The sequence below is a fragment of the Aeromicrobium sp. CFBP 8757 genome, from assembly GCF_014841755.1.
In the GTDB taxonomy this organism is placed as follows: domain Bacteria; phylum Actinomycetota; class Actinomycetes; order Propionibacteriales; family Nocardioidaceae; genus Aeromicrobium.
In genome coordinates this window covers 469,077-494,328 of sequence record NZ_JACYUM010000002.1, presented here as the reverse complement: position 1 = coordinate 494,328, position 25,252 = coordinate 469,077, and the positions used below count along the sequence as shown (strand labels likewise).

Annotated in this window: 28 protein-coding genes; 20 read left to right on the top strand and 8 right to left on the bottom strand. The window is 71.7% G+C overall.

Annotation, left to right across the window (positions count from 1 at the left end):
- Positions 1-85 precede the first annotated feature (85 nt).
- Genes IFT73_RS09375 through IFT73_RS09365 form a run of 3 tightly spaced genes read left to right on the top strand, consistent with a single transcriptional unit; the run spans position 86 to position 2,563 of the window.
- Positions 86-544: a MaoC family dehydratase gene (locus IFT73_RS09375; RefSeq protein ID WP_056603584.1), complete on the top strand. Its 459-nt coding sequence runs from the start codon at positions 86-88 to the stop codon at positions 542-544.
- 1 nt (position 545) lies between these two features.
- Positions 546-1,760 carry an acyl-CoA dehydrogenase family protein gene (locus IFT73_RS09370; protein WP_192167392.1) on the top strand — a complete coding sequence of 405 codons (1,215 nt, stop codon included), beginning with the start codon at positions 546-548 and terminating at the stop codon, positions 1,758-1,760.
- Positions 1,751-2,563 carry an SDR family oxidoreductase gene (locus IFT73_RS09365; protein ID WP_371811216.1) on the top strand — a complete coding sequence of 271 codons (813 nt, stop codon included), beginning with the start codon at positions 1,751-1,753 and terminating at the stop codon, positions 2,561-2,563. The genes IFT73_RS09370 and IFT73_RS09365 overlap by 10 nt, the downstream gene beginning before the upstream one ends.
- A 22-nt stretch (positions 2,564-2,585) precedes the next feature.
- Here IFT73_RS09365 and IFT73_RS09360 read toward each other — a convergent pair whose 3' ends face one another.
- The gene (locus tag IFT73_RS09360; protein ID WP_192167391.1) at positions 2,586-4,055 is read right to left on the bottom strand and encodes a cryptochrome/photolyase family protein; all 1,470 of its coding nucleotides are present in this window, start codon (positions 4,053-4,055) and stop codon (positions 2,586-2,588) included.
- Positions 4,052-4,735: a GDSL-type esterase/lipase family protein gene (locus IFT73_RS09355; protein WP_192167390.1), complete on the bottom strand. Its 684-nt coding sequence runs from the start codon at positions 4,733-4,735 to the stop codon at positions 4,052-4,054. Before IFT73_RS09355 ends, IFT73_RS09360 begins: the two co-directional genes overlap by 4 nt.
- A 111-nt stretch (positions 4,736-4,846) precedes the next feature.
- Here IFT73_RS09355 and IFT73_RS09350 point away from each other — a divergent pair, with 111 nt between their 5' ends.
- The 6 genes from IFT73_RS09350 to IFT73_RS18945 all read left to right on the top strand — a co-directional run bounded on the left by IFT73_RS09350 (position 4,847) and on the right by IFT73_RS18945 (position 9,750).
- The gene (locus tag IFT73_RS09350) at positions 4,847-5,221 is read left to right on the top strand and encodes a hypothetical protein (protein ID WP_192167389.1); all 375 of its coding nucleotides are present in this window, start codon (positions 4,847-4,849) and stop codon (positions 5,219-5,221) included.
- Positions 5,218-5,985, top strand: a complete 768-nt coding sequence (gene map, locus IFT73_RS09345; RefSeq protein WP_192167388.1) for a type I methionyl aminopeptidase — start codon at positions 5,218-5,220, stop codon at positions 5,983-5,985. Before IFT73_RS09350 ends, map begins: the two co-directional genes overlap by 4 nt.
- Positions 5,986-6,111: 126 nt before the next feature.
- On the top strand, positions 6,112-7,923 hold the full coding sequence (locus IFT73_RS09340; RefSeq protein WP_192167387.1) for a reprolysin-like metallopeptidase: 1,812 nt from the start codon (positions 6,112-6,114) through the stop codon (positions 7,921-7,923).
- A gap of 92 nt (positions 7,924-8,015) precedes the next feature.
- Positions 8,016-9,176 (top strand): inorganic phosphate transporter, encoded by a 1,161-nt coding sequence (locus IFT73_RS09335; protein ID WP_192167386.1) that lies wholly within the window; start codon positions 8,016-8,018, stop codon positions 9,174-9,176.
- A gap of 11 nt (positions 9,177-9,187) precedes the next feature.
- Complete coding sequence (locus IFT73_RS18950; protein WP_192167385.1) at positions 9,188-9,478, top strand: hypothetical protein; 291 nt, start codon at positions 9,188-9,190, stop codon at positions 9,476-9,478.
- Positions 9,475-9,750 (top strand): DUF3349 domain-containing protein, encoded by a 276-nt coding sequence (locus tag IFT73_RS18945; RefSeq protein WP_056603558.1) that lies wholly within the window; start codon positions 9,475-9,477, stop codon positions 9,748-9,750. Before IFT73_RS18950 ends, IFT73_RS18945 begins: the two co-directional genes overlap by 4 nt.
- Here the strand turns inward: IFT73_RS18945 and IFT73_RS09320 are convergent.
- A complete protein-coding gene (locus IFT73_RS09320; RefSeq protein ID WP_192167384.1) occupies positions 9,747-11,162 on the bottom strand; it encodes an amidase in 1,416 nt (471 codons plus the stop codon). The two genes, IFT73_RS18945 and IFT73_RS09320, sit on opposite strands and share 4 nt — an antisense overlap.
- 18 nt (positions 11,163-11,180) lie before the next feature.
- Between IFT73_RS09320 and IFT73_RS09315 the strand changes: the two genes are divergently transcribed.
- From IFT73_RS09315 to IFT73_RS19595, 4 genes are read left to right on the top strand one after another with little or no spacing between them, the layout of a single operon-like run.
- Positions 11,181-11,708, top strand: a complete 528-nt coding sequence (locus IFT73_RS09315; RefSeq protein ID WP_192167383.1) for a 2'-5' RNA ligase family protein — start codon at positions 11,181-11,183, stop codon at positions 11,706-11,708.
- A 29-nt stretch (positions 11,709-11,737) separates the two neighbouring features.
- Positions 11,738-12,634 (top strand): rhodanese-related sulfurtransferase, encoded by an 897-nt coding sequence (locus tag IFT73_RS09310; RefSeq protein ID WP_192167382.1) that lies wholly within the window; start codon positions 11,738-11,740, stop codon positions 12,632-12,634.
- Positions 12,631-13,005: a YidH family protein gene (locus IFT73_RS09305; protein WP_192167381.1), complete on the top strand. Its 375-nt coding sequence runs from the start codon at positions 12,631-12,633 to the stop codon at positions 13,003-13,005. The genes IFT73_RS09310 and IFT73_RS09305 overlap by 4 nt, the downstream gene beginning before the upstream one ends.
- 28 nt (positions 13,006-13,033) lie before the next feature.
- Positions 13,034-14,005, top strand: coding sequence for a diguanylate cyclase (locus IFT73_RS19595; protein ID WP_192167380.1), 972 nt, complete (start codon positions 13,034-13,036; stop codon positions 14,003-14,005).
- Positions 14,006-14,009: 4 nt separating this feature from the next.
- On the opposite strand, the gene IFT73_RS09295 is transcribed toward IFT73_RS19595, so the two are convergent.
- The 3 genes from IFT73_RS09295 to IFT73_RS09285 form a co-directional block, all read right to left on the bottom strand.
- The gene (locus IFT73_RS09295; RefSeq protein WP_371811215.1) at positions 14,010-14,720 is read right to left on the bottom strand and encodes a TetR/AcrR family transcriptional regulator; all 711 of its coding nucleotides are present in this window, start codon (positions 14,718-14,720) and stop codon (positions 14,010-14,012) included.
- 24 nt (positions 14,721-14,744) lie between these two features.
- On the bottom strand, positions 14,745-15,167 hold the full coding sequence (locus IFT73_RS09290) for a hypothetical protein (protein ID WP_197983863.1): 423 nt from the start codon (positions 15,165-15,167) through the stop codon (positions 14,745-14,747).
- 79 nt (positions 15,168-15,246) lie between these two features.
- Positions 15,247-16,440, bottom strand: a complete 1,194-nt coding sequence (locus tag IFT73_RS09285; protein WP_192167378.1) for a winged helix DNA-binding domain-containing protein — start codon at positions 16,438-16,440, stop codon at positions 15,247-15,249.
- 136 nt (positions 16,441-16,576) lie between these two features.
- Between IFT73_RS09285 and IFT73_RS09280 the strand changes: the two genes are divergently transcribed.
- Together IFT73_RS09280 and IFT73_RS09275 are read left to right on the top strand one after the other, a co-directional pair.
- A complete protein-coding gene (locus IFT73_RS09280) occupies positions 16,577-17,137 on the top strand; it encodes a TetR/AcrR family transcriptional regulator (protein ID WP_162248813.1) in 561 nt (186 codons plus the stop codon).
- Between the two features lie 29 nt (positions 17,138-17,166).
- The gene (locus IFT73_RS09275; protein WP_192167377.1) at positions 17,167-19,431 is read left to right on the top strand and encodes an MMPL family transporter; all 2,265 of its coding nucleotides are present in this window, start codon (positions 17,167-17,169) and stop codon (positions 19,429-19,431) included.
- Positions 19,432-19,491: 60 nt separating this feature from the next.
- Here the strand turns inward: IFT73_RS09275 and IFT73_RS09270 are convergent, their stop codons facing one another.
- Entirely contained in the window at positions 19,492-19,995 is a 504-nt protein-coding gene (locus tag IFT73_RS09270; RefSeq protein ID WP_192167376.1) for a hypothetical protein, read from the bottom strand.
- Positions 19,980-20,603, bottom strand: a complete 624-nt coding sequence (locus tag IFT73_RS09265; protein ID WP_192167375.1) for a hypothetical protein — start codon at positions 20,601-20,603, stop codon at positions 19,980-19,982. Before IFT73_RS09265 ends, IFT73_RS09270 begins: the two co-directional genes overlap by 16 nt.
- Positions 20,604-20,759: 156 nt before the next feature.
- Between IFT73_RS09265 and dnaK the strand changes: the two genes are divergently transcribed.
- Genes dnaK through aroQ form a run of 5 tightly spaced genes read left to right on the top strand, consistent with a single transcriptional unit; the run spans position 20,760 to position 25,244 of the window.
- Positions 20,760-22,619: a molecular chaperone DnaK gene (dnaK, locus tag IFT73_RS09260; RefSeq protein ID WP_192167374.1), complete on the top strand. Its 1,860-nt coding sequence runs from the start codon at positions 20,760-20,762 to the stop codon at positions 22,617-22,619.
- Complete coding sequence (gene grpE / locus IFT73_RS09255) at positions 22,616-23,221, top strand: nucleotide exchange factor GrpE (protein WP_192167373.1); 606 nt, start codon at positions 22,616-22,618, stop codon at positions 23,219-23,221. The genes dnaK and grpE overlap by 4 nt, the downstream gene beginning before the upstream one ends.
- A 16-nt stretch (positions 23,222-23,237) precedes the next feature.
- On the top strand, positions 23,238-24,365 hold the full coding sequence (gene dnaJ, locus IFT73_RS09250) for a molecular chaperone DnaJ (protein WP_192167372.1): 1,128 nt from the start codon (positions 23,238-23,240) through the stop codon (positions 24,363-24,365).
- On the top strand, positions 24,362-24,760 hold the full coding sequence (locus tag IFT73_RS09245) for a heat shock protein transcriptional repressor HspR (protein ID WP_056603520.1): 399 nt from the start codon (positions 24,362-24,364) through the stop codon (positions 24,758-24,760). Before dnaJ ends, IFT73_RS09245 begins: the two co-directional genes overlap by 4 nt.
- A gap of 40 nt (positions 24,761-24,800) precedes the next feature.
- Entirely contained in the window at positions 24,801-25,244 is a 444-nt protein-coding gene (aroQ, locus tag IFT73_RS09240) for a type II 3-dehydroquinate dehydratase (protein ID WP_192167371.1), read from the top strand.
- Positions 25,245-25,252 lie beyond the last annotated feature (8 nt).

The window sequence follows — 25,252 nt, the reverse complement described above, 5'->3', positions numbered from 1 at the left end:
TGCTCTGGCGTCGGCCCCCCGGTTCGGGCTAGTCTCGAACTAAGCAAGCGCTTAGTCGAAGTGCTGATCCATCGGAGGTGCCCGCATGACCCGTGTGTTCGAGAGTCTCGAGACGTTCAAGGCCGCCGCGGGGGAGGAGCTCGGCACCAGCGACTGGGTCACCGTGACGCAGGAGCAGATCAACACCTTCGCCGACGCGACGGGCGACCACCAGTGGATCCACGTCGACCCCGAGCGCGCCGCGACCGGCCCGTTCGGCGGCACGATCGCCCACGGCTACCTCACGCTGTCGCTGCTGCCCGTCTTCGCCGAGCAGATCTACTCGATCGAGGGTCTCGCGTTCGGCATGAACTACGGCGCCAACAAGGTGCGCTTCCCGTCACCGGTGCCCGTCGACTCGCGGCTGCGCGCCACTGCGACGCTGGTCTCGACCAACGACATCCCGATCGGCACGCAGGGCATCGTGAGCTTCGTGGTCGAGCGCGAGGGCGCCGACAAGCCCGTCTGCATCGCCGAGGTCGTCTACGTCATGGCCGGAGCCTGACATGCACTTCGGATTCGACGACACGACCAACGAGCTGATCGAGCGCGTCAACGCCTTCATGGACGCCGAGGTCTACCCGGCCGAGGCGACGCTCAAGGAGCAGATCGCCGACAACGAGCGCAACGACGTCTGGTCGTTCCCGCCGATCGTGATGGAGCTGCGCGCCAAGGCCAAGGCGCAGGGCCTCTGGAACTTCTTCGACCCCTCCGAGCACGGCGCCGGCCTGACCAACCTGCAGTACGCGCCGATCGCCGAGATCACGGGACGCAGCATCCAGATGGCGCCGGCGGCGTTCAACTGCGCCGCACCCGACACCGGCAACATGGAGGTGCTCGGCATGTTCGGCACCGACGAGCAGAAGAAGACGTGGCTCGAGCCGCTGCTGGCCGGTGACATCCGGTCGGCGTTCGCCATGACCGAGCCGCAGGTCGCCTCGTCCGACGCGACCAACGTCGAGCTCAGCATCGTCCGCGACGGCGACGACTACGTGATCAACGGTCGCAAGTGGTGGATCACGGGCGCGATGAACCCCGACTGCACGATCTTCATCGTCATGGGCAAGACCGACCCGACCGCCGCGCGTCACCGTCAGCAGAGCCAGATCCTGGTGCCGCGCGACACCCCGGGCCTCGAGATCGTCCGCGGCATGCACGTGTTCGGCTACCACGACCGCGACCACGGCGGACACGCCGAGATGCGATTCACCGACGTGCGGGTGCCCGCCAGCAACCTGATCGGCGGCGAGGGCGAGGGCTTCGCGATCGCGCAGGCCCGCCTCGGGCCCGGTCGCATCCACCACTGCATGCGGTCGCTCGGCATCGCCGAGCGGGCGATCGAGATGATGAGCAAGCGGGCCGCCGACCGTGTCGCGTTCGGCAAGCCGATCGCCGAGCAGGGCGTCGTCCGCGACTGGATCGCCGAGTCGCGCGTGCGCGTCGAGCAGCTGCGCCTGCTGATCCTGAAGACCGCGTGGCTCATGGACACCGTCGGCAACCGGGGCGCCCACAGCGAGATCCAGGCCATCAAGATCGCGACGCCGCAGACCGTCGAGTGGATCCTCGACAAGGCGATCCAGGTGCACGGTGCCGGCGGCCTGTCGCAGGACTTCCCGCTGGCCGAGTGGTTCGCCGGCATGCGCACGCTGCGCTTCGCCGACGGGCCCGACGAGGTGCACAAGAACGCGCTGGCCAAGGCGGAGATCAAGAAGTGGGCCTGACGCCCACCGACGGGACCGTCGCGGTCGTCACGGGTGCCGCGAGCGGCATCGGCGAGGGCATCGCCCAGCGCCTGCTCGAGCGGGGGGCGTCGGTGGTCCTGGGTGACCTCGACGCCTCGCGGCTCGACGCGACGGCCGCCCGGCTCCACGAGGCGCACCCCGGACGGGTCACGCACGTCGCGGGCGACGCGGCCGACGCCGATCACGTCGCGGCGCTCGTCGCGGCGGCGCCCGGCGACGTCGACCTGTTCGTCGCGAACGCCGGCATCTTCCGCGGCTTCGGTCTCGACGTCGCGGACGCCGAGTGGTCGACCGCGTGGGACGTCAACGTCATGGGTCAGGTGCGCGCCGCCCAGGCGCTCGTCCCGGGCTGGCTCGAGCGCGGTCGCGGGTGCTTCGTGAGCACCGCGTCGGCGGCGGGCCTGCTGACGCAGCTCGGCTCGCCGACGTACTCGGTCACCAAGCACGCGGCGGTCGGGTTCGCGGAGTGGCTCGCCGCGACGTACGGCGACCGGGGCGTGCAGGTGTGCTGCCTGTGCCCCATGGCGGTCGACACCGACATGCTCCGCGAGGGCGAGCAGAGTGCCGACGAGACCGCCCGGCTCGCGATGCGCTCGGTCGTCGGCGCCGGGGCGACGGTCACGCCGCTCGACGTCGCCGACGTCCTGCTCGCCGCCCTCGTGGCCGGCGAGTTCTTCGCCCTGCCGCACCCCGAGGTCGGCACGATGTACGCCCGCAAGGCCGCCGACACCGACCGCTGGCTGAGCGGCATGCACCGCTTCCGCACGTCGCTGGAGCCCTGACTCCTCGCGGGGAGGGCGGGCGTCAGGTGAGCCAGCGGGAGGCGGCCCTGGTGTGGGCGGCCTTCTTGGCGGGGTCGAGCCCGTCGTACATGCGGGTCATCATCCGCGAGCGGTGGTTGCCCTCGAAGACGTCGCGGTGGTCGCGCACGAACGTCCAGTAGAGACCGTCCCAGTCGGCCGTCCAGTCGCCGGTCGGCAGGTCGGACATCTTGCGGAGGTAGTTGCTGCCCGACACGTACGGCTTGGTCGTGATGCCGTCGCCGGCCGCGAACTGGCTCATGGCGTAGACGTTGGGCACCATGACCCAGTCGTACGCGTCGACGTACATCTGCATGAACCACTCGTGGACGTCGTCGGGCTCGGTGCGCAGCAGGCTCATGGCGTTGCCGAGCACCATGAGGCGCTCGATGTGGTGGCTCCACCCGCGCGCGAGGACGCCCTCGATCGCGTGGTCGACGGGGTCCAGACCGGTCTGCGCCGTCCACCACCCCGCGTCGAGGGGGCGGGTGTGGTGCAGGTGGTTGCTCGACCTCATGCGACGTCCGTAGAGGACGTAGGTGGCGCGCATGTACTCGCGCCAGCCGATGACCTGCCGCACGAATCCCTCGAGCGACGGCAGGTCGATGGCGTCGGCCTCGAGCACCCGGTCGACGACGTCCGACGGCGACAGCAGCCCGATGTTGAGCCCCGGCGTCATGACGGAGTGGAAGACGAACGGGTGGTGGCGGCTGATGGCGTCCTCGTAGGGGCCGAACTGGGGCAGGCGCTCGGCGACGAACTGCTCGAACGACGCCTCGGCCTCGTCGTGCGAGGTGGGCCACGCGAACGACTCGGCGTCACCCGGGTTGTCGGGGAACTCGTCGCGCACCCACGCGATCGCCTCGTCGACCGCGGGGTGCCGCTCGGGCCACGCGACGTCGGGGACGGGGTGCCCGCGCGGCAGCTTCTTGCGGTTCTCGGTGTCGAACGACCAGCGTCCGCCGACCGGCTGCCCGTCGCCCTCGACGAGGATGCCGAGCCGCTGGCGCTGCCAGGAGTAGAAGTGCTGCATGCGGGCCGGGTGCCGGTCGAACCAGTCGGCGACGTCGGCGCGGGACGTCAGGAAGTTCGGCGACTCCAGCACGTCCTCGGGGCGCAGCCCGACCTGCGCCTCGTCGAGCGCGGCCGAGACGTCGCGCTGCAGCCAGTCGTCGACGACGTCGAACACCGTGACCCGTTCGGGCCGCAGGCGCCGCAGGAGCGCGACGAGCCGCTCGCCGGTGGGCGCGTCCGCGCTGGTCTCGAGGCACTCGACGTCGAACGACGCGTCGCGCAGACGCTCGGCGAACCGCCGCATCGACGCCCGGTGCAGCACGAGCTTCTGCGTGTGGAAGCGGTACTGGCGGAAGAACAGGTCGTCCTCGACGAGCACGAACACCGTCCCGGCGGGTGCGTCGAGGTGCTCGGCGAACAGCTGGTGGGGGTAGACCAGGCGCACGTGGGAGGTGGTCACCGGCGGGCGACCGCCTCGCCGACGATTTCGGCCATCCCCGCGTAGCCCGCGTCGTTGGGGTGGAAGTGGTCGGCCGACAGCCGGCCGCGCCACGAGCGCATGCGCGGGTCGCGGAACTCGGCGACCCGCACCCGTCCGGCGGCGGCCGCCTCGTCGACCCGTCGGTTGAAGTCGACCGACGCGGACTGGCCGCCGGGCTGCGAGCCGACGATCGAGCCCACCGGCAGCTCGCGCAGCATCTCGTCGAGGGCAGCGGGCAGCAGCGGACGGAACCGACGGCTGAACAGGTCGTTGCTGCCGATGACGACCGTCACGAGGTCGGGCTCGACGCCCAGCGACCGCATGGCGGGGATCTGCCGCTCGACGACGTCGGCGACGCGCCCGCCGTAGACGGAGAGGTTGACGAGCCGGTGGTCGGGCAGCGTCCCGGCGAGCTGGCCGACCCACCCACGGTCGTACGCGCTGGCGCCGACGCCCTGCGACATCGAGTCGCCCATGACGACCCACAGCGGCCCGGACGACGCCGCGGCGGCGCGGTTGTGCCGCTCCCACGCGTGCGCGTACGGCTCGACCTGGCGCTGCACGGCCCGCACGCCGGGCAGGAGCAGGGACGCCGTGCGGATGAACGGTCCGCTCTCGCGCCCACTCAGGTTGGAGTACTCGAATCCCGTCTCGCTCACGGGACCAAGTCAAGCACCGGGAGGCCACGTAGGCTTGCCGAAGAGATGGCGGAGGGGCTTGCCGAAGAGATGGCGGAGGGGCTTGCCGAGACGATCTGGGAGAGTGGAGCGGTGACGGGCGTGCGGGGCATCAGGATCATGAGCGTCGCGGCGGCCGTCGTGCTCGTCGCGTACGTGATCGGCGGCATCGCCGGGGCCGATCTCGGCTCGGCCCTCGGACTCGCGAAGATCGTCGTCGTGGTGGCCGCGGTGGTCGTCGCGGCCCTCGCGTTCCAGGGCTGGTCGCACTCCAGCACCCCCCACACGCTCAGCGCCATGGTCGTCGCCCTGCTCGGCGGGGCCTCGCTGGCCTCGACCGTCTCGACGGCCAAAGGCGACGACCTGTACGGCAGCGACCCGATGGCACTGGTCGGCACGGTGGCGGTCGTCGCCGCCGTCACGATCGTGCAGATCGGCCAGACACGTTCGAAGGACGGTGCAGCATGATCGAGCTCCTCACCCCCACCCAGATCGACGAGATGCGTCCGGCCGGGCGCTTCGTGGCGTCCGTCCTGACGGCGCTGTCGGAGGCGGCCGACGTCGGCGTCGACCTGCTCGAGCTCGACGCCCTCGCCCACGACATGATCCGCAAGGAAGGGGCCGAGTCGTGCTACATCGACTACCACCCCTCGTTCGGCGCGATGCCGTTCGGCAAGGTGCTGTGCACGTCGGTCAACGACGCCGTGCTGCACGGGCTGCCCCACCCGTACAAGCTCCGTGACGGCGACCTCGTCAGCTTCGACTTCGCGGTCTCGGTGGACAAGTGGGTGTGCGACTCGGCGGTCAGCGTCGTCGTCGGCACCCCGCGCGAGGAGGACCTGCGCCTCATCGGCCACGCGCAGGAGGCGCTCGACGCCGCGATCGCGGTGGCCCGTCCCGGCCACCGCATCGGCGACATCTCGGCGGCGATCGGTGCCGTCGGCCGCTCGCACGGGCTCAAGGTCAACACGCAGTTCGGCGGCCACGGGGTCGGCCGGACGATGCACGGCGACCCGCACGTGCCGAACGACGGCAAGGCCGGACGCGGTCTGCCGCTCAAGCCGGGCCTGGTCATCGCGATCGAGCCGTGGTTCCTGCACACGACCGACGAGATCCGGATGGATCCCGACGGCTGGACCATCCGCAGCGCCGACGGCTCGCGGGGCGCGCACGTCGAGCACACCATCGCGATCACCGACGGCGACCCGATCGTCATGACCGCCCGCGACTGACGTCGCCCCGCGGCCCCGCGGACGGGTTCGTCACGTTCGGGTCCGTGACACGGTGTCCCTGCCTAGGCTGGTCGCATCGCCTCGGCACGGGAGAGCCGCGGCCTGCTGAGCCAGGGAGAATCCGCCATGCGCGCCGTCCGTCGAACGTCCGTCCTGCTCGCGGGGGCCCTCGTCGCCTCCGGCATCGCCATGCTGCCGGCCCACGCCGCCGACGACCCGACGACCCTGGCCGTCGAGGGGACGGTGCGGTCCGTCGTGGTCGACCGCTTCGGCAGCGAGGCGGCGTCCGACCACCTGTTCACGGTCGTGACGGACGCGGGCGCCGTGATCCCCGTCGACCTGCCGAACGAGACGCCCGTCAACGGGCGCTTCGAGGGCGAGCTCGTCGTCCCCACTGACGTCGAGGCCGCCCTCGACGCTCGCGCCTTCCTGCCCGAGGAGGGCGCCACGATCGCCCAGGACACCCGGGCCGGACGCGTCGCCGTCGCCGAGGCCGCTCGCCAGGACGAGCCCCTCGAGGTGTCGACCGCCTCCGTCGCGCCGGCGCGCGCGGCCGCGGTGACCACACCGGCGGTCCACCGCGCCTACGTGGCCCTGCTGTCGAACAAGGGCTCGGTCGAGGAGACGCCCGCGCAGGTCAAGACCCTCGTCGAGCAGATGACGTCGTACTGGACCACGGAGTCGGGCGGAGTCATCACGTCGTTCGCCGTGCAGGGCGACGTCGTGCCGTTCACCACCGCGAGCACCGCCACGACGGCGCAGAGCTGTGGCATGGGCTCTCCCGGCGCGGTCTGGAACGAGGCGAGGGCCCAGTTCCCGAACGTCTCGTTCGCGGTGGGCTCGCGCAACCACCTGGTGGTGGCGATGGCGGACGAGTGCGGCGACGGCGGCATCGCCGGCATCGCGAGCGTCGGCAACGACCTGTCGAGCGGCGGGCCGATGAGCTTCACCCTGGGCGACGTCGCGACGCAGGTGGGCGTCCACGAGCTGGGGCACACGTTCGGCCTGGGGCACGCGAACCTCGACGAGTGTCCCGACGTGGACGAGTGCGGCGACGGCGAGTACTTCGACCTCTACAGCCCCATGTCGCTCGCCGTCGGCGGGGACGCCTTCGCGTCGCCCGCGCTCGACTCGGCGTTCCGTGAGCGGCTCGGCATCGCGCCCGCGAGCGAGCTGACGGCCCTGACGTCGTCGGGCACGGTCACGCTGCGTCCGAGGTCGGACGCGACCGGCGTGCGGGGCGCGGTGGTCGTCGACCCCGTCACGTCGGCGCGGTACGTCGTGGAGGTGCGGTCAGGGACGGGTCGGGACGCCGGGACGTTCTACGCCAGCCGCTACTCACTCGGCGCGCCGGTGACGTACGACCCCGGGGTGACCGTCACGACCGTGTCCGACGGCGGCGAGCTGGCGCTGCAGACGCGCAAGGCGTCGGCCACGTACGACGGCGCCTTCACGGCCGGCCAGACGTTCGTCGGTCCGGGCGGGTCGACGAGGATCGCGGTCGGTGCGACGTCCTCGGCGGGAATACCCGTCACCGTGACGCTGGCGGGCACCGGGTCTCCCGTCACGCCGACGCCGACGCCGACCCCGACCCCGACCCCGGCGCCGACGCCCACCCCGGCGCCGGCGGCGCCCGCCCCGGTGCTCGCGCCGCCGGCCCCCGCGCCGCTGTCGGCCGCGACGCCCCGCATCGTCGGCACCGCGAAGGTCGGCCGCACCCTGAAGGTCAAGGTCGGCTCGTGGTCGCCGCGGCCCGCGTTCACGTACCAGTGGTTCGCCAACGGGCGGAAGATCTCGTCGAAGGCCACCGCGAGCTCGTTCAGGCTGACGTCGAGGCAGCGGGGCCAGCGCATCACGGTGCGCGTCACCGGCACCAGGAGCGCCCACGTCACGACGGCCAGGACGTCGAAGAGGACCGCGAGGGTCGCCGGGCGGTAGTCGTGCGAGCCGTGTCACGCCGCGGGTGAACATCGCCTGAACACCCCCGCGCACCCCTCGACGGGGGTGGTTGCGAGGCGCACCCTTGATCCGTGAACGAGTCCCTCATCATCCTGGTCCTCGTGGTCGCGACCGCGCTGGCCTTCGACTTCACCAACGGGTTCCACGACACCGGCAACGCGATGGCGACGTCGATCGCGACGGGCGCGCTGTCGCCCAAGGTCGCGGTGACGCTCAGCGCCGTGCTGAACCTGGTCGGCGCCTTCCTGTCGACCGCGGTGGCCGCGACGATCGCCAAGGGGCTGGTCGACGCGAACCTCGTGACGCTCGAGGTCGTGTTCGCAGGCCTCGTCGGCGGCATCACGTGGAACCTGCTCACGTGGCTGCTCGGCATCCCGTCGAGCTCGTCGCACGCACTGATCGGCGGGGTCATCGGCGCGATGCTCGCGGCGGCCGGGTCCACGGGCGTCGAGTGGAAGGGCGTCGTGTCCAACGTCGTCCTGCCGGCGGTGCTGTCGCCCGTGATCGCCGGCCTCGTCGCGACGCTCGGCACGTACTCGGTCTACCGGTCGACCCGGGGGCTCGAGGAGCGTCGCACCGAGCGCGGCTTCCGCATCGGGCAGATCGGCTCGGCCTCGCTCGTCTCGCTCGCGCACGGCACGAACGACGCCCAGAAGACGATGGGCATCATCTTCCTGGCCCTGATCTCGTACGGCAGCGTCAGTGCCGACGACACCCTCCCGCCGACGTGGGTCATCGTGTCGTGCGCCTCGGCGATCGCGCTCGGCACGTACCTGGGCGGCTGGCGCATCATCCGGACGCTCGGCAAGGGCCTGGTCGAGATCAGGTCGCCGCAGGGCATGGCGGCCGAGAGCTCGTCGGCCGCGATCATCCTGCTCGCGAGCCACTTCGGCTTCTCGCTGTCGACGACGCACGTCGCGACGGGGTCGATCCTCGGCTCGGGTCTCGGCAAGCCGGGCGCCGAGGTGCGGTGGGGCGTGGCCCTGCGCATGGCGACGGCCTGGGTCGTGACGCTGCCGGCGGCCGCGCTCGTCGGGGCCGTCGCCTACGGCGCCACGGCCGGCATCGGCGGCCTCGCCGGCGTGCTGGTGGTCTTCGCGGGGCTGCTCGCGGTGTCCTTCACGATCTGGCTGCGCTCGCGCGGCAGCGTGGTCAGCCACGACAACGTCAACGACGAATGGGACGACCGTGCGTCGTCCCGGCGACCGGCCGTGGCCGGCGCAGAGAGCTGAGGGATCGGACGATGAACGGTTGGCTCGACGTCGGGGCACTGCTCAAGGTGCTCGTGTTCGGGATCGTCGCGGGTGCGGGGCTGCCGGCCCTGTTCGCCGTGGGGGTGAGGTCGCAGGCCGTGGGTGCCGGGACGATCGACGGCCAGCACCTCGCGGGCGACCGGCGACCGCTGCTGACCGCGGCCGCGTACCTGTGCTTCGCGCTGGTGGCCGTCGCGATCGTGGCCGGCGTGCTGTTCGTCGCGCGCGACTTCATCGGCCATCACACCGGGTGGTACGTCCTGGGGGCGGAGCCGTCGTGAGCAAGCCGTCGTTCGTCGAGGCGATCGTGGGCTGGCTGCGCGAGGGGTATCCGCAGGGCGTCCCTGCCCAGGACTACGTGCCGCTGCTGGCCCTGCTGCGGCGCCGCCTGACCGACGACGAGGTCGCGGCGGTCGTCGCCGAGCTGATCTCCTCGGGCCAGGTGCCCGTCGACTCCGCCGACATCGGCACGAGCATCACCAAGGTCACGGACGCGTTGCCGTCCGAGGACGACATCGACCGCGTGCGCGAGCACCTGCCCGCCGGCCTCTAGGAGCCGAGGCCCGGGGGACGTCGGTCGGCCCAGGGGTGGGCGGCCTCGACCTCGGCGCACAGGCTGAACAGCAGCCCGTCCTGGGCGGGCAGGGTCGCGAGCATGACCCCGATCGGCAGACCGTCGTCCGACCAGTGCAGCGGCAGCGTGGCGGCGGGCTGGCCGCTCATGTTGTACAGCGCCGTGTAGGGCGTGTAGAGCAGCTCGCGGCGGTGGTCCTCGACGGGATCGCCCGACTCGTTGAACCACGCGACGGGCTGGGGTGGCAGCGCCAGCGTGGGCGTCAGCATCGCGTCGTACGGCTGCAGGCCGGTCACGACGTCGCGGGTCGTCGCCTCGACGAACTGCATCGCGCGCGCCAGCTCGACCGCCGTCGCGCGTCCGCCCCGCTCGCGCCAGTAGCGGGTGTTGGCCCGCAGCAGCGGCTCGGCCTCGGCCGGGACGGGTGCCCCCGCGACGCCGCTCGACCAGATGACGTTGAACTGCGGCTCGAGCTCCTGCGGGAACGGGTTGGCGACGTCGACGACCTCGTGGCCCAGCGACTCCAGCAACCGGCTCGCGTGCTCCCAGGCGGCGACGGCGTCGGGGCCCGGCTCGACGCCGTCGAGGTGCGTGCCCGACCAGCGGGCGATGCGCAGACGTCGCGGGGTGCGTCGCGCGTGCTCGACGAACGGGACGTCGGGGTCGGGCAGGGGGCGCAGGTCGCCCGGCATGGGGTGGGCGATCGTGTCGAGCAGCGCAGCGGCGTCGCGGACGGTGCGGCTGAGCGGCCCGTCGACCGCGAGGCCGCTCCAGTCCGACCCCGACGGACCGACGCTGACCCGCCCGCGGCTCGGCTTGAAGCCGAAGATCCCGCACGTGCTGGCCGGGATGCGGATCGACCCGCCGCCGTCGCTGCCCTGGGCCAGCGGGACGAGACCGGCCGAGACGGCGGCCGCCGCCCCGCCGCTGGAGCCACCGGCGTTGCGGGTCGGGTCCCACGGCGTGCGGGCCGGGCCGACGAGGTCGTTGTCGGTGTACGACGACAGGCCGAACTCGGGGGTGTTGGTCTTGCCGAGGCTGATGAAGCCGGCCTCGCGGATCATCCGGACGAGGTGGGCGTCGGTCGTCGGGACGTGGTCGCGCATCGCGGCCGACCCCATCGTGGTGCGGACGCCGGCGGTCGCCGTGAGGTCCTTGACCGCGGTCGGCACGCCGGCGAAGGGGCGGGCTCGACCGGCGGCGATCGCCGCGTCCGCCGCGGCCGCCTGCTCGAGCGCCGCCTCGGCCGTGACGGTCACGAAGGCGCCGAGACCGGCGTCGTGGCGGTCGATGCGGTCGAGGTGGTGCGACACCAGCTCGACCGCCGAGACCTCGCGGTCGCGCAGCAGGGCTGCCTGGTCGGTCGCGTCCAGCTCGTGGAGCTCGCTCATGTGCACGACGATAGACGCATGGTGCAGTCGGTCGAGCTCGTCCTCGACGCCCGCCTCGACGCCGAGGTGCGCGAGGAGTGGGCGCTGCTGCTCGAGGCCGGGCTGCCGAGCCAGGCCCGCCACACCGGCGCGTCGAACGCTCCGCACGTCACGCTGGGCGTCGCCGACACCGTCGACGAGTCGGCCGAGCGGGCGCTGGCCGAGGTCGGCTACGGCGCCGGCGAACCGCTGCGGCTGGGCGGCCTGCTGGTCTTCCCGGGCCGGACGTCGGTCGTGTCGCGCGCCGTCGTGCCGACGGCCGGGCTGCTCGAGACCCACCGGTCGGTCGACGCCGCGCTGGACGGGCTCCCCGGACGTCCTCCCACGACGGCTCCCGGCGCCTGGACGCCGCACGTCACGCTGGCCCGCCGGCTCGACGCCGAGCAGCTCGCGGCCGCGCTGGCCCTGCTGGCCGACCGTCCGCGCGAGCTCGTCGGCACGATCCGCTGCGGACGACGTTGGGACGCCGACGCCCGGGCCACGTGGGACGTCGGCACCGTCGCCTAGCCCCGTCGTCACGGCCTACGCTGGTACCCGTGGCCACCCCCAAGGTTCTGCTCTTCTACGGCTTCGCGCCGCTGGCCGACCCCGACGCGATCCGGCTCTGGCAGCACACGCTGTGCGACGCGCTCGGCATCCGCGGGCGCATCATCGTGTCGAGGGACGGCATCAACGCGACGCTCGGCGGTGACGTCGTCGCGCTCAAGAAGTACGTCAAGGGCACCCGCGCCTACGCCCCGTTCAAGGAGATCGACTTCAAGTGGAGCGAAGGGGGGCCGGCCCGCGACGACGGGACGACGTCCGACTTCCCGCGGCTCAGCGTGCGCGTGCGCGACGAGCTCGTGACGTTCGGTGCGCCGGACGAGCTGCAGGTCGACGAGCACGGGGTCGTCGACGGCGGGACGCACCTCTCGCCGGCCGAGCTGCACGAGCTCGTGGCCGCGAAGGACGTCGTGTTCTTCGACGGCCGCAACCGGATCGAGTCGGCGATCGGGCACTTCGACGGCGCCGTCCTGCCGCCCGTCGACACGACGCGCGAGTTCATCGCGGCGCTCGACAGCGGCGCCTACGACCACCTCAAGGACCGGCCCGTCGTGACGTACTGCACCGGTGGCATCCGGTGCGAGGTGCTGACGCCCCTCATGCGCCACAGGGGGTTCCAGGAGGTCTACCAGCTCGACGGGGGCATCGCGACGTACGGCGAGGCGTACGGCGACGACGGCCTCTGGAAGGGCTCGCTGTACGTCTTCGACGACCGCATCACGATGGACTTCTCCGACCACGCGGCCCTCGTCGGCTCGTGCGACCGCTGCGACGCGGCCACCAACCACGTCGCCGACTGCGGCGACGTGTCGTGCGTCCGCCAGATGGTGCGGTGCGGCACCTGCCTCACGACCGACCGGATGTGCGATCTCCACGCGGTGGCCGCATGACGGCCGACAAGCGGTTCCCGCGCGACGTCTTCGCCGCCGGTCCCGATCCCGACACGCGCTTCACGCTGGCCAACGAGCGCACGTTCCTGGCATGGACCCGGACGTCGCTGGCGCTCGTCGCGGGGGCCGTCGCGGTGCACAGCCCGTTCTTCGAGCTCGACGCCTGGGTCAGCAACCTGGCGTCGCTGTGGCTCCTGGTGCTCGCCGCGCTGTGCGTGGGCCAGGCGTGGCTGCGGTGGCGCGCCGTCGAGAAGGCGATCCGGACCGGGTCGCCGATGCCGGGGTTCGGCGCGCCCGCGCTGCTGGCGGTCTCCGTCGGCGTGCTGATCGTCTCGGTGGCGGTCGGCGTCGTCGTCGTGGCCGCTCGCTGACGGCCCTCGTGTCGCCTATCGTTCGACCGTGAAGACGGGACCGACGCGTGTGATCCCGCCATTCGCGTGGGTCACGTCGGCCGGTGGTCTCGTGATCGCGCTGAGCGGTCTGGTCGACGCCCTGACGTCCACGGGTGACGTGTTCGGCTCGGCGTGGACGTGGGGCTGGGTGGCGATCACGGTGGTGCTGGCGACCGTGCCGCTCGCCTTCGGCGACCGGCTGGTGCGCGAGATCGGGGTCGTCGGCTCGAGCGTCTTCTTCGCGGTCACGTCGCTGCAGATGGCGCTGTCCACGTCGGCCGTCGCCTCGGTCAACAACCTCGTGCTCTACCCGATGGTCGCGTGCTACCTCGGCTGGTTCTACCCGCGTGCCGTCTCGAGGGTCGTGACCGCGGCGGCCTTCGCGATGTCGGGCGCCGCGCTGGCCGTCAACACCCACGACCGGGTCTTCATCACGTGGGTCAACCTGGTGCTCGCCTCGACGTTCTGCCTCGAGGCCGCCGGCTACCTGCGCGCACGGCTCGACCGCGAGATCACGACCGACCCGCTCACGGGCGTGCTGAACCGCTCGGGGCTCGACGACCGCATCGACGTCGAGCTCGGGCGCGCGGCCCGCTCGGGGGCTCCGCTGACGGTCGGGATCATCGACCTCGACGGGTTCAAGCAGGTCAACGACGAGCACGGGCACGCGGCGGGAGACCGGCTGCTGGTGGCGTTCGCGGCGGCGCTGCGCGACCAGACCCGGCCCTACGACACCGTGGCGCGCATCGGTGGCGACGAGTTCCTCGTCATGATGCCGGACACCGCGGCGTCGCAGGCCGGCGACTTCTTCGAGCGGCTGCGGGCCGCGACCCGCGACCCGTGGTCGTACGGCCTGGCCGAGGCGGTGCTGGTCGACTCGGCGCGCACGATCCGCGCGCGGGCGGACCTCGAGCTGTACGCGCAGAAGGTGTCGCGACGCCGCGCCCGCGACGCGCGCGCGGACCCGCCGGTGCCCTGAGCCGTCAGGGCTTGACGGCGCGCACGAGGCCGACGACGTCGTCGACCAGCCCGCGGACTCCGGGGATGCGGGTCAGGCGCAGGGCGCGGTCGATGACCGGGACGGCCTGGCGCACGAGCTGTCGCGTGCGCTGCTGGCCGTCGCTCGCGTCGTGCACCCAGAACAGCACGACGCCCATCTGCACGAGCCACAGCAGCTCGGGCAGCTCGGCCCGCAGCGCCTTGGCCAGCTTGATGTCCGATCCCTCGACGACCTGTCGGTGCAGGTCGATCGCGGCGAGCCGGGTGGTCTCGGAGTCGTCGCTGAAGGGCGACAGCGGGCTGCTCGGCTCGGCCGCGTTCTTGAAGAACTTGCCGGCGAACTCGTGGTACGGCTCGGCGACGTCGACCCACGCCAGCAGCACGCCCGTGAGACGGTCGGAGAACGTCGTCGCCGTCGCGAGGGTGTGGGCGGCCCGTTCGGCGTGCTCGGCGTTGATGCCGTCGTAGTACGCCTGGATCAGGTGTTCCTTGGACGAGAAGTAGTAGTACGCGTTGCCGATCGAGACCCCCGCCTCGTCGGCGATCGCGCGCATCGTGGCCTTGTCGTAGCCCTTGGTGCGGAACAGGCCCATCGCCGCGTCGATGATCGACTGGCGGGTCTGCTCGGCCTTGGCGGAGCGCTCGCCCTTCGGAGCGGCCTGGGCCTTCGGCGAGGGCGGGGGGCTGTCGGTCACGACGTTCAATGTATCCATCGTCGCTCAACGGCGCGGCTGCGCCGGGTACTGCGCGTAGACCTGCTGCTGGTAGGCGGCGGCCTGACGGGCGCGATCGGCCTCGGCGCGACCCCGGCGGCGCATCGACGAGAAGACCATGACGTTGACGAAGTGGATGACGCCCAGCACCAGCATCACGACGCCGATCTTGACGCTGAGGGTCTCGAGCAGGCCGGTCAGGTCGGCGACGTCGCCGCCCCCGCGCAGGTACAGCATCACGAAGCCGAGGTTGACGAGGTAGAAGCCCACGACGAGCAACCGGTTGACGGCGTCGGCGAGGCCGTCCTCGCCGTGGAAGACGTCGGTCAGGAACACGCGCCCGTTGCGCGACAGGGTCGCGGCGACCCAGATCGTGATGGGCACGGCGGTCAGCAGGTAGGCGAGGTAGGTGGCGACGGTGTAGTCCATGGGTCGATCCTCTGTGTGGACGTGTTCAGCTCGTGCGACCACCATAGCGCAGAATTGAACATGTTCAAATGTTCGGTCGTCAGGTGTCGAGGAGCTTCCGCTCGAGCGGGGCGGTCCGGCGGCCGCGGGGGGTCAGGCGCACGTCGCCGATCGTCGCTGCGAGTCGCTCGGCGCGCATCGCGAGCGCGGCGGACGCCTCGGAGCCGATGTCGTCGAGCAGGCGCACGGCGACCTGCCCGCCCGGCAGGTGCACCCACCCACCGACGACGCGGCCGTCGCACCACGCGGTGCCCGCGATGTTGCCGGTCGTGTCGAACAGGGCCGGCCCGTGGTCGCCGAGGTAGAAGTCTCGGTGCTTCCAGCCCATCGGTGTGGCGTCGAGGGCCGGCAGCAGCGCCACCCACGGCCCGACGTCCGGCGTCGGCTCGAGGTCGTCGGCCAGTGCCCACGCCGGCCCGCCCCCGACGCCGCCGAGGTCGACCTCGACGGCGTCGATCGCCGCGAGCGCGCGGCGCGTGCGGGTCTTGGTCCACCTGGTCCACCACGTCAGGTCGGCCTCGGGCGCGGGGCCGAATCGCGCCAGCCACCGGCGGGCCAGGTCGGCCTCGGCCTGCCGCGGGTCGATCGCGACAGCCGCCGCGGGTGACCAGTCGGCCAGCGTCGACCAGCGGAACTGCGTCGAGGTCCACGAGCCCTTGGGGCGCCCGCGCACCACGCGGCCCTGCGCGCCGAGCACCGTCAGCACCCGGCTCGCGATGCGCACCGTCGTCTCGTTGCGGGTGCCCGGCGCCATCACGACCGTCGTGGCCAGGCGCTCGTCGGCGGCGACCAGATCGGCCGGCGTGGCCTCGCCGAGCCGTGCGACGACGTCGACGGCCACCTGCTCGACCCGGCGCAGCCAGGCGTCGGGCTCATCGACGCCACCGGCCCCGAGCAGGGCGACGAGCTTGCGGCGCTCCTCGCGGGCGACGTCGTCGGCGGCTCCGGCGAGCAGCACGGGGACGTCGTCGACGGGCGCCACGAAGACCGTGCGGCGCATCGCCATGACGCGCACGAGCGTCCGGTCGTCGTAGAGCGCCCGCTCGACCTCGGCGACACCGAGACCGTCGTCGCAGCGGGCCCAGGCGGAGACGAACGTCGAGCCCGGGTCGGTGCCGTGCAGGGCGACGACGCTCGCTGCGGCCGCCGCCAGGTCGTGGTCGCGGGTGCCGTCGGCGAGCCGGTGCCTGAGCCCGATGCGGCGGCGCCGCTCGTCGTCGTCGAAGCGCTGCATGGCGCGACGCTATCGGCCGGGGCGGACATCGACGGCGTGTGACGCACGTCATCGACACGGGATTGGTGTGGGAGTCGGCCCGCGACTAGCATCGAAACGAAACGGTTTCGTACTGATGGAGGTTCTGATGGCTCGCATGACGGACGAACGTCTCAGCGAGCTGTACGTCGGCACCCTCGCGCTCGTCGCCGAGCACGGCTACGAGAAGCTCACGATGGACCAGGTCGCCGAGGCGACGCGGTCCAGCAAGGCCACGCTGTACCGGCAGTGGGGCAGCAAGTCGGCGCTCGTCGTCGAGGCGCTGACCTGCGTCGGCGAGATCGACCCCGAGGTCCCCGACACGGGTTCGCTGCGCGGCGACCTGCACCTCATGGTCGACCGTGGCGAGGCCAAGGGCCACGAGCACGACGCCGACCTGATCGCCGCGATCATGCACGCCGTCCGGCACGACCCCGAGCTGGGCGACGCCGTGCGCACGCAGATCCTCGAGCCCGGGCGCGAGAGCATCCGGGCCGTCGTCCGCCGGGCCGTCGACCGCGGCGAGGTCGCCGCCGACTGCCCGGCCCTCGCCTTCGTCGACTACGTCTTCATCGCGCCGATCGTCCTGCACCACCTGCTGGAGGGCGACGAGCCGTCCGGCGATTTCCTCCGTTCCTACGTCGACGGCGCGCTGCTGCCCGCCCTCGGCATCCACTGACACCGCACCACTCGAGGGAGACACACACCATGGCTTGGCACCTCTACCGCCTCGGACGCTGGTCGTTCCGGCACCGCTGGACCGTCCTGTCGTTCTGGATCGGCCTGCTGCTCGTCGTCGGCGTGGCCTCGCAGACGCTCGCGGGCAAGACGTCCGACGAGTTCAGCGTGCCGGGCATCGAGTCGTCGCAGGCCTTCGACCTGATCAAGGAGCGAACGCCCGACGCCGCGCCCGACGGGGCGCAGGCGCAGATCGTCTTCCAGGCGCCCGAGGGCCAGCGGCTCGACGACGCGACGAACAAGGCGCTGGTCGACGAGACGCTCGCCGCGATCGACTCCAAGAACGTCATCGCCGCCACCGACCCGTTCGCCGGCACGATCTCCGAGGACGGGCGCACGGCCTACTCCTCGGTGTCGTACGCCAAGAACTCGATCGAGCTGACCGACGCCGACCGCACGGCGCTCGAGGACGCGCCCGAGGCGGCGCGCGACGCGGGCCTGACGGTCGCGATCGGCGGCGACGCGCTCCAGGAGGTGCCGCACGGCGGCACCGCCGAGCTCATCGGGATCGGCATCGCGATCATCGTCCTGCTGATCACGTTCGGCTCGCTGCTCGTGGCGGGCATGCCGCTGCTGACCGCGCTCATCGGCGTCGGCATCGGCGTCGCGTCGATCACGACGCTGACGGGCTTCGTCGACCTGGGCTCGACCACCCCGATCCTGGCCACGATGCTGGGCCTGGCGGTCGGGATCGACTACGCCCTGTTCATCGTCTCGCGCTACCGGCACGAGATCCACCTCGGTCGCGACCGCGAGGAGGCCGCCGGCCGGGCCGTCGGCACCGCCGGGTCGGCCGTCGTCTTCGCGGGCCTCACGGTCGTCATCGCGCTCGCGGGCCTGTCGGTCGTCAACATCGCGTTCCTGACCGAGATGGGTCTGGCGGCCGCCGCCACCGTCGCCGTCGCGGTGCTGATCGCCCTCACGCTGCTGCCGGCCCTGTTCGGCTTCGCCGGGCGCAACATCGGGTGGGGCAAGCTGCCGTTCATCAACGCCCGCGACCCCGAGGACCAGTCCGTGAGCCGCACCAACGGGCGCCGCTGGGCCGACTTCGTCACCAGGAACAAGCTCGTCACGTTCGTCGGCGGCCTGGTCGTGGCCGGCGTCATCGCGATCCCGGTCGCCTCGATGCAGCTCGCCCTGCCGGACAACGGCACCGCCGCCGAGGGCAGCGGCCCGCGCGTCGCCTACGACCTGATCTCCGACGACTTCGGAGCCGGCACCAACGGCCCGCTGCTGGTCGTCGTCGACACGAAGGACGCCGCCGACCCGGCCGCCGCGGTCGACGCGACGGTCCAGCGGGTCGAGAGCATCGACAAGGACGTCGCGGCGGTCGTGCCGCCGGCGCCCGACCCGTCCGACACCGCGGCCACGCAGACCTACCTCGACGACCTGCAGGCCACGGGCTACGCGATCATCAGCGTCATCCCGAAGAGCGGTCCGTCCGAGGCGGCGACGCAGCAGCTCGTCGACGACATCCGCGGCGCCGTCGGAAGCGTCGAGCAGTCGACGGGTGCCGATGTGCTCGTGACCGGTCAGACGGCGCTCGGCGTCGACATCTCCGAAAGCCTCGCCGACGCGTTCCCGAAGTACCTGCTCGTCGTGGTCGGCCTCGCGTTCGTCCTGCTGACGATCGTGTTCCGCTCGGTCCTCGTGCCCCTCAAGGCCGTCCTCGGGTTCCTGCTGTCGGTCGGCGTCGCCCTGGGCGCGACGGTCGCGGTGTTCCAGTGGGGCTGGCTCGCCGACCTGATCGGCGTCGACACGTCCGGGCCGGTGCTGTTCATGCTGCCGCTGCTGCTGACGGGCATCCTGTTCGGCCTCGCGATGGACTACGAGGTCTTCCTGGTGTCGCGGATGCGTGAGGAGTACGTGCACGGCCGGCCCGCGCGCGAGTCCGTCGTCCTCGGGTTCCAGTACGGCGCTCGCGTCGTGACGGCGGCCGCGGCCATCATGATCGGCGTGTTCGGCGGCTTCGCGCTGGGCGACGACATCATCATCAAGTCGATCGGCTTCGGTCTCGCGGTCGGCGTCCTGGCCGACGCGTTCCTCGTCCGCATGACGATCGTCCCGGCGTTCATGGCGCTGATGGGCGACCGCATGTGGTGGATGCCGAAGTGGCTCGACAAGGCGCTGCCCAACCTCGACATCGAGGGCGAGTCGCTCGAGCGGCACCTCGCCGAGGGCGCGGACGCTGACGCCGGCAGGCACGCGGCCGCGCCGCACGCCCACGTCGGCTGATCCGACACGCTGGGCCTGTCCCCCCGCGAGCGGGAGGACAGGCCCAGTGGTGCGTGCGGGTCAGTTCTCGGTGTACTCGGCCACGTCGCCCTGCGACTCGCGGATGTAGGTGCGCTGCATCTTGACGTCGAGCTCGGCGACCATCTGGGCGATGATCGCGGCGATGAAGTCGTTGACCTGTCCGCGCAGGTGGTCGGTCACCTCGGGCTCGACGTCGCGCAGCGCGACGGGGAGCGTGCGGTCGGAGTCGGAGCGCGTCACGACGAACGCGGGGTCGTCGCCCTCGGCCGTCGGCCAGACCGCGACCCGCATCGACTCGGTGACGCCCTCGTGGCCGCGCGCCGTGGCGACGACCCGGGTCGTGATGCACCCCGTCGACGGCATGACGAGCCCCGGGGGCGCGACGTGCGAGCCGTCGTCGTCGGTGTCGGCGGCGATGTCGGCCAGATGCGCGATCTCGCGGCTGACCTGCCGGTCCGTGGTCTCCCACAGCAGGGCCAGGATCGTCGTCGCCGACGCCTCCCGGTCCGGCCGAGGAGCGGAACCCGTCAGCTCCACTTCCACGTCTCCAGCACCGAGTCGGTGAGGTCCTCGCGGTCGTCCTCGGAGACCGTGTCGCTGAACGAGAACGTCACGACGTAGCCCTTGCCGTCGTGCGAGACCGCAAACTGCTCGGTGCGGTACTTGGTGCCGTTCTGCTCGAGGACCGCGGCGACCGTCACGGCCTCCTCGCCGGCGACGTCGACGGGGTCCTTGATCGTGACGTCCTGGGCGTTGACGCCCTCGAGCACGCGCTTGACGGCGGCCTCGAGGTCGTCGCGGTCGACGTCGACGATGGTCTTGTCCTCGATGACGTTGATGTTGTCGCTGAAGCCGTCGGCGTCGCTGCGGTTGGCGGCGACGGCCAGGGCCGACGGCAGGACGTCCTTGGCGTCGGTCCAGCCCTCGGGGGCGTTGAACGAGAAGCCGGTGCCGCTGATCACGTCGCCCGTCGCGGGGGCGACGTCCGAGCCGGAGTCGGTGTCGTCGTCGGGTGCGTCCGTCGTGGCGGACGACGAGGAGTCGTTGTCGGAGGAGGAGTCGTCGCTGCCGCCGTCACTTCCGCCGCAACCGGCGAGGGTGAGGGACGAGACGATGGCCAGGGCCGCGACGCGGCGGGTCAGTGTGCGCATACGAGAAAAGTAACGCGAAAAGCTGTCCGGGGTGGAATAGCGACGGCTTGAGCGAGGTTGATACGATCAGACTCAAGTCAGTTGACACACATGCTTGAAGTCTCTGCGACTTATCGTCACGACACCACAGTTCACCCCACAGCAGGAGGAAACACCATGGCAAGAGCGGTCGGAATTGACCTGGGCACCACCAACTCGGTCGTCGCGGTCCTCGAGGGTGGCGAGCCCACCGTCATCGCGAACGCCGAGGGCGCCCGCACGACCCCGTCGGTCGTCGCGTTCGCCAAGGACGGCGAGGTCCTGGCCGGCGAGGTCGCCAAGCGCCAGGGCGTCACGAACGTCGATCGCACGATCCGTTCGGTCAAGCGCCACGTCGGCACCGACTGGAAGACCGACGACATCGACGGCAAGACGTTCAACCCGCAGCAGATCTCGGCGTTCATCCTCGCCAAGCTCAAGCGCGACGCCGAGGCCTACCTGGGCGAGACGGTCACCGACGCGGTCATCACGGTGCCGGCGTACTTCAACGACCACCAGCGCCAGGCGACCAAGGAGGCCGGCGAGATCGCAGGCCTCAACGTCAGCCGCATCATCAACGAGCCCACCGCGGCCGCGCTGGCCTACGGCCTCGACAAGGCCGACGACCAGACGATCCTCGTCTTCGACCTCGGTGGCGGCACGTTCGACGTGTCCCTGCTCGAGATCGGTGACGGCGTCATCGAGGTCAAGGCCACGAGCGGCGACAACCACCTCGGCGGCGACGACTGGGACCAGGCGATCGTCGACTGGGTCGTCAACCGCTTCAAGAGCAGCACGGGCGTCGACCTGACCAAGGACAAGATGGCCATGCCCCGCATCCGCGAGGCCGCCGAGCGCGCCAAGATCGAGCTCTCCAGCTCGTCGAGCACCGCGATCAACCTGCCCTACATCACGGTCCAGGACGGCAACCCCGTCTTCCTCGACGAGACGCTGACCCGCGCCGAGTTCGAGAAGATCACGTCGTCGCTGCTCGAGCGCACCAAGGCGCCGTTCAACAACGTCATCAAGGACGCCGGCATCAAGCTCGCCGACATCGACCACGTCGTCCTGGTCGGCGGCTCGACCCGCATGCCCGCCGTCACCGAGGTCGTCAAGACCCTCACGGGCGGCAAGGAGCCCAACAAGGGCGTCAACCCCGACGAGGTCGTCGCGCTGGGCGCCAGCCTGCAGGCCGGCGTGCTGAAGGGCGAGGTCAAGGACGTCCTGCTCCTCGACGTCACCCCGCTGAGCCTCGGCATCGAGACCAAGGGCGGCGTCATGACCAAGCTCATCGAGCGCAACACGACGATCCCGACCAAGCGGTCCGAGGTCTTCACGACGGCCGACGACAACCAGCCGTCCGTCGCGATCCAGGTCTACCAGGGCGAGCGCGAGATGGCGTCCGGCAACCAGCTGCTGGCCACGTTCGAGCTGACGGGACTCCCGCCGGCGCCGCGTGGCGTGCCGCAGATCGAGGTCACGTTCGACATCGACGCCAACGGCATCGTCAACGTGTCCGCCAAGGACCGTGGCACCGGCAAGGAGCAGTCGATGACGATCACCGGCGGCTCGGCGCTCAGCAAGGACGACATCGACAAGATGGTCAAGGACGCCGAGGCGTACGCCGACGAGGACAAGAAGCGTCGCGAGGCCGTCGAGACCCGCAACCAGGCCGAGTCGCTGTCGCACTCCACCGAGAAGTTCCTCGCGGAGAACGGCGACAAGGTCGGTGACGAGGTCAAGGCCGAGGTCCAGGCCGACCTCGACGCCCTCAACGAGACGCTCAAGGGCGAGGACGCGGACGCCGTGCAGGCGGCCGTGACCAAGCTCGGCGAGTCGAGCTCGAAGATGGGCGAGGCGATGTACGCCGCCGCGGCCGCCGAGGCGCAGGCCTCCGGCGCCGATGCGGGCGCCCCCGCCGGCGAGTCGGCCGATGACGACGACGTCGTCGACGCCGAGATCGTCGACGAGGACGACGCCGACAAGGACGCCAAGTGAGCGATCCCGAGGGCACGGCCCCCGAGGACGAGGTCGTGGAGCCGGCTCAGGAGACTGAGCCGGCCCCGGCCCCGGCCGAGCCCACGGTCGAGAAGCAGCTGGAGGAGCGCACGCTCGACCTGCAGCGCCTCCAGGCCGAGTACGTCAACTACAAGCGCCGCGTCGACCGCGACCGCGAGCTCGTCCGGGCCCAGGGAGAGGCTGCCGTCCTGCAGTCGCTCCTGACGGTGCTCGACGACCTCGCCCGTGCCGACGAGCACGGCGAGCTGACGGGCGGCTTCAAGGCCGTCGCCGACGCACTGCAGCAGGCGGTCACGAAGCACCGGCTCGAGGCGTTCGGCGCCACGGGCGACGCCTTCGACCCGTCGCTGCACGAGGCGGTGTTCCACGCCGGCGAGTCCGCCGACGTCGAGGTCACCTCGATCGACACGGTCATGCGCACGGGATACCGCCACGGCGACCGGGTGCTGCGGCCCGCGACGGTCGGCGTGGTCGACCCCGCGACCGCACCCGCGGCCGAGGTGCCCGATGACGTCTCGTCACTGACCGACGAGACGACCGACGGCGCGGCGTCAGACGACGCGGCGCCCGACAACAGCTGACAGAAGGGAGGACGGGATGGCAGCCAGCGACTGGGCGACCAAGGACTTCTACAAGGTCCTCGGTGTCAAGAAGGACGCGACGCAGGACGAGATCAAGAAGGCGTACCGCAAGCTCGCCCGCGACAACCACCCCGACTCCAACCCGGGCAACAAGGCCGCGGAGGAGCGCTTCAAGGGCGTCTCCGAGGCGTACGCCGTGCTCTCGTCGACCGACAAGCGCAAGGAGTACGACGAGCAGCGGTCGATGTTCGGGCAGTTCCGCGGGGGTGGGGGTCCGACGGGCTTCCGCCCCCCGGGCGGCGGTCAGCAGGACTTCGACGTCAGCGACCTCCTCGGCGGCCTCTTCGGGGGCGGCCGAGGGCGGGCGCGGCGTCCCCAGGCCCGCAAGGGCGACGACCTCGAGACCGAGGCCACGATCACGTTCCAGCAGGCCGTCGACGGTGCGACGCTCCCGCTGCGCACCACGAGCGACGAGGCCTGCGCGACGTGCCACGGCACCGGCGCGAAGCCCGGCACGACACCGAAGGTGTGCTCGAAGTGCCAAGGCAGCGGCATGCAGACCGGCGCTGCCGGCGGTCTGTTCGCGATGACCGAGCCGTGCGACCTGTGCCGCGGACGCGGCATGGTCGTCGAGCACCCGTGCGACGTGTGCCGCGGATCGGGCCGCGCGGCGTCGAGCCGCACGCTCAACGTCAAGGTGCCGGCCGGGGTCAAGGACGGCCAGCGCATCCGCCTCAAGGGCAAGGGCGGCAAGGGTGACAACGGCGGGCCCAACGGCGACATGTTCCTGCTGGTGCACGTCGAGCCGCACCGGGTGTTCGGCCGCAAGGGCACGCACCTGACCGTCACGGTGCCCGTCGCCTTCGACGAGGCCGCGTTGGGCGCGCAGATCCAGGTGCCGACGCTCGACGGTCCGCCGGTGCGCATCCGCATCCCGGCGGGCACGCCCAACGGACGCACGTTCCGCGCCAGCGGCAAGGGTGGCGCCACCGCCTCGGGTGGTCGCGGCGACCTGCTCGTGACGGTCGAGGTGCAGGTGTTGACCGAGCTGTCCGACACCGAGCGGGCCGCCGTCGAGGCGCTGCGCGAGGCCCGTGGCACCACCACGCCGCGCGACGCCCTGCTCGGCGAGGTCGCGTCATGAGCGCCGGGCCGGTCGGGCCGGGGGGCTTCCAGCCCCCGGGCCCCGAGGCCAAGGTGTTCGTCATCAGCGTCGCCGCCGAGCTGTCGGGGCTGCACCCGCAGACTCTGCGCACGTACGACCGGCTCGGACTGGTCGCCCCCGGACGCACCGGCGGCGGTGGTCGCCGCTACTCGCTGCGCGACATCGAGCTGCTGCGCACCGTCGCCCGCCTGACGGCCGAGGGCCTGGGCCTCGAGGGCGTCCGTCGTGTCATCGACCTCGAGAACCAGGTGCTCGCGCTGCAGGCGAAGGTCGCCGAGCTGCAGGCCGAGGTGGCCCAGTCGCGGCAGGTGCAGAACCTGCCGGCGCTGATCGCCGACAACCAGGTCGTGATCTGGCGCTCGATGCGCCGTTGACGGTGCCCGTCTGGACGTCCCGACCCGATACCGTGGTCGGGTGAGCACCCCGACGCGCCTGCTGCTGGTCAACGGCCCCAACCTCAACCTGCTGGGCACCCGCGAGCCCGAGGTGTACGGCGACGCCACGCTGGCCGACGTCGAGGCGCTCGTCGAGCGCACCGCCGCCGAGGCCTCGTACGAGGTGCGCAGCGTGCAGAGCAACCACGAGGGCGTGCTGATCGACGCGATCCACGCTGGGCGCGACGACTGCGCGGGCATCGTCATCAACCCCGGCGCCCTCACCCACACGTCGATCGCCCTGCGCGACGCGCTGCTCGCGGCGCGACTGCCGGTCGTCGAGGTGCACCTGTCGAACGTCCACCGCCGCGAGCCGTTCCGCCACCACTCGTACGTCTCCGACATCGCCGAAGCGGTCGTGGTCGGCGCCGGGGTCGACGGCTACGCGTTCGCGGTGCAGCAGCTCGTGCGCGTGCTGGGCTGACGTCCTCC

Bases quoted from the DNA above. Each gene is read 5' to 3' on its own strand.
- IFT73_RS09375 (WP_056603584.1), top strand. From the start codon at position 86: ATGACCCGTGTGTTCGAGAGTCTCGAGACGTTCAAGGCCGCCGCGGGG.
- IFT73_RS09370 (WP_192167392.1), top strand. From the start codon at position 546: ATGCACTTCGGATTCGACGACACGACCAACGAGCTGATCGAGCGCGTC.
- map (WP_192167388.1), top strand. From the start codon at position 5,218: ATGATCGAGCTCCTCACCCCCACCCAGATCGACGAGATGCGTCCGGCC.
- IFT73_RS09340 (WP_192167387.1), top strand. From the start codon at position 6,112: ATGCGCGCCGTCCGTCGAACGTCCGTCCTGCTCGCGGGGGCCCTCGTC.
- IFT73_RS18950 (WP_192167385.1), top strand. From the start codon at position 9,188: ATGAACGGTTGGCTCGACGTCGGGGCACTGCTCAAGGTGCTCGTGTTC.
- IFT73_RS09320 (WP_192167384.1), bottom strand. From the start codon at position 11,162: ATGAGCGAGCTCCACGAGCTGGACGCGACCGACCAGGCAGCCCTGCTG.
- IFT73_RS09315 (WP_192167383.1), top strand. From the start codon at position 11,181: ATGGTGCAGTCGGTCGAGCTCGTCCTCGACGCCCGCCTCGACGCCGAG.
- IFT73_RS09305 (WP_192167381.1), top strand. From the start codon at position 12,631: ATGACGGCCGACAAGCGGTTCCCGCGCGACGTCTTCGCCGCCGGTCCC.
- IFT73_RS09290 (WP_197983863.1), bottom strand. From the start codon at position 15,167: ATGGACTACACCGTCGCCACCTACCTCGCCTACCTGCTGACCGCCGTG.
- IFT73_RS09285 (WP_192167378.1), bottom strand. From the start codon at position 16,440: ATGCAGCGCTTCGACGACGACGAGCGGCGCCGCCGCATCGGGCTCAGG.
- IFT73_RS09280 (WP_162248813.1), top strand. From the start codon at position 16,577: ATGACGGACGAACGTCTCAGCGAGCTGTACGTCGGCACCCTCGCGCTC.
- IFT73_RS09275 (WP_192167377.1), top strand. From the start codon at position 17,167: ATGGCTTGGCACCTCTACCGCCTCGGACGCTGGTCGTTCCGGCACCGC.
- IFT73_RS09265 (WP_192167375.1), bottom strand. From the start codon at position 20,603: ATGCGCACACTGACCCGCCGCGTCGCGGCCCTGGCCATCGTCTCGTCC.
- dnaK (WP_192167374.1), top strand. From the start codon at position 20,760: ATGGCAAGAGCGGTCGGAATTGACCTGGGCACCACCAACTCGGTCGTC.
- dnaJ (WP_192167372.1), top strand. From the start codon at position 23,238: ATGGCAGCCAGCGACTGGGCGACCAAGGACTTCTACAAGGTCCTCGGT.
- IFT73_RS09245 (WP_056603520.1), top strand. From the start codon at position 24,362: ATGAGCGCCGGGCCGGTCGGGCCGGGGGGCTTCCAGCCCCCGGGCCCC.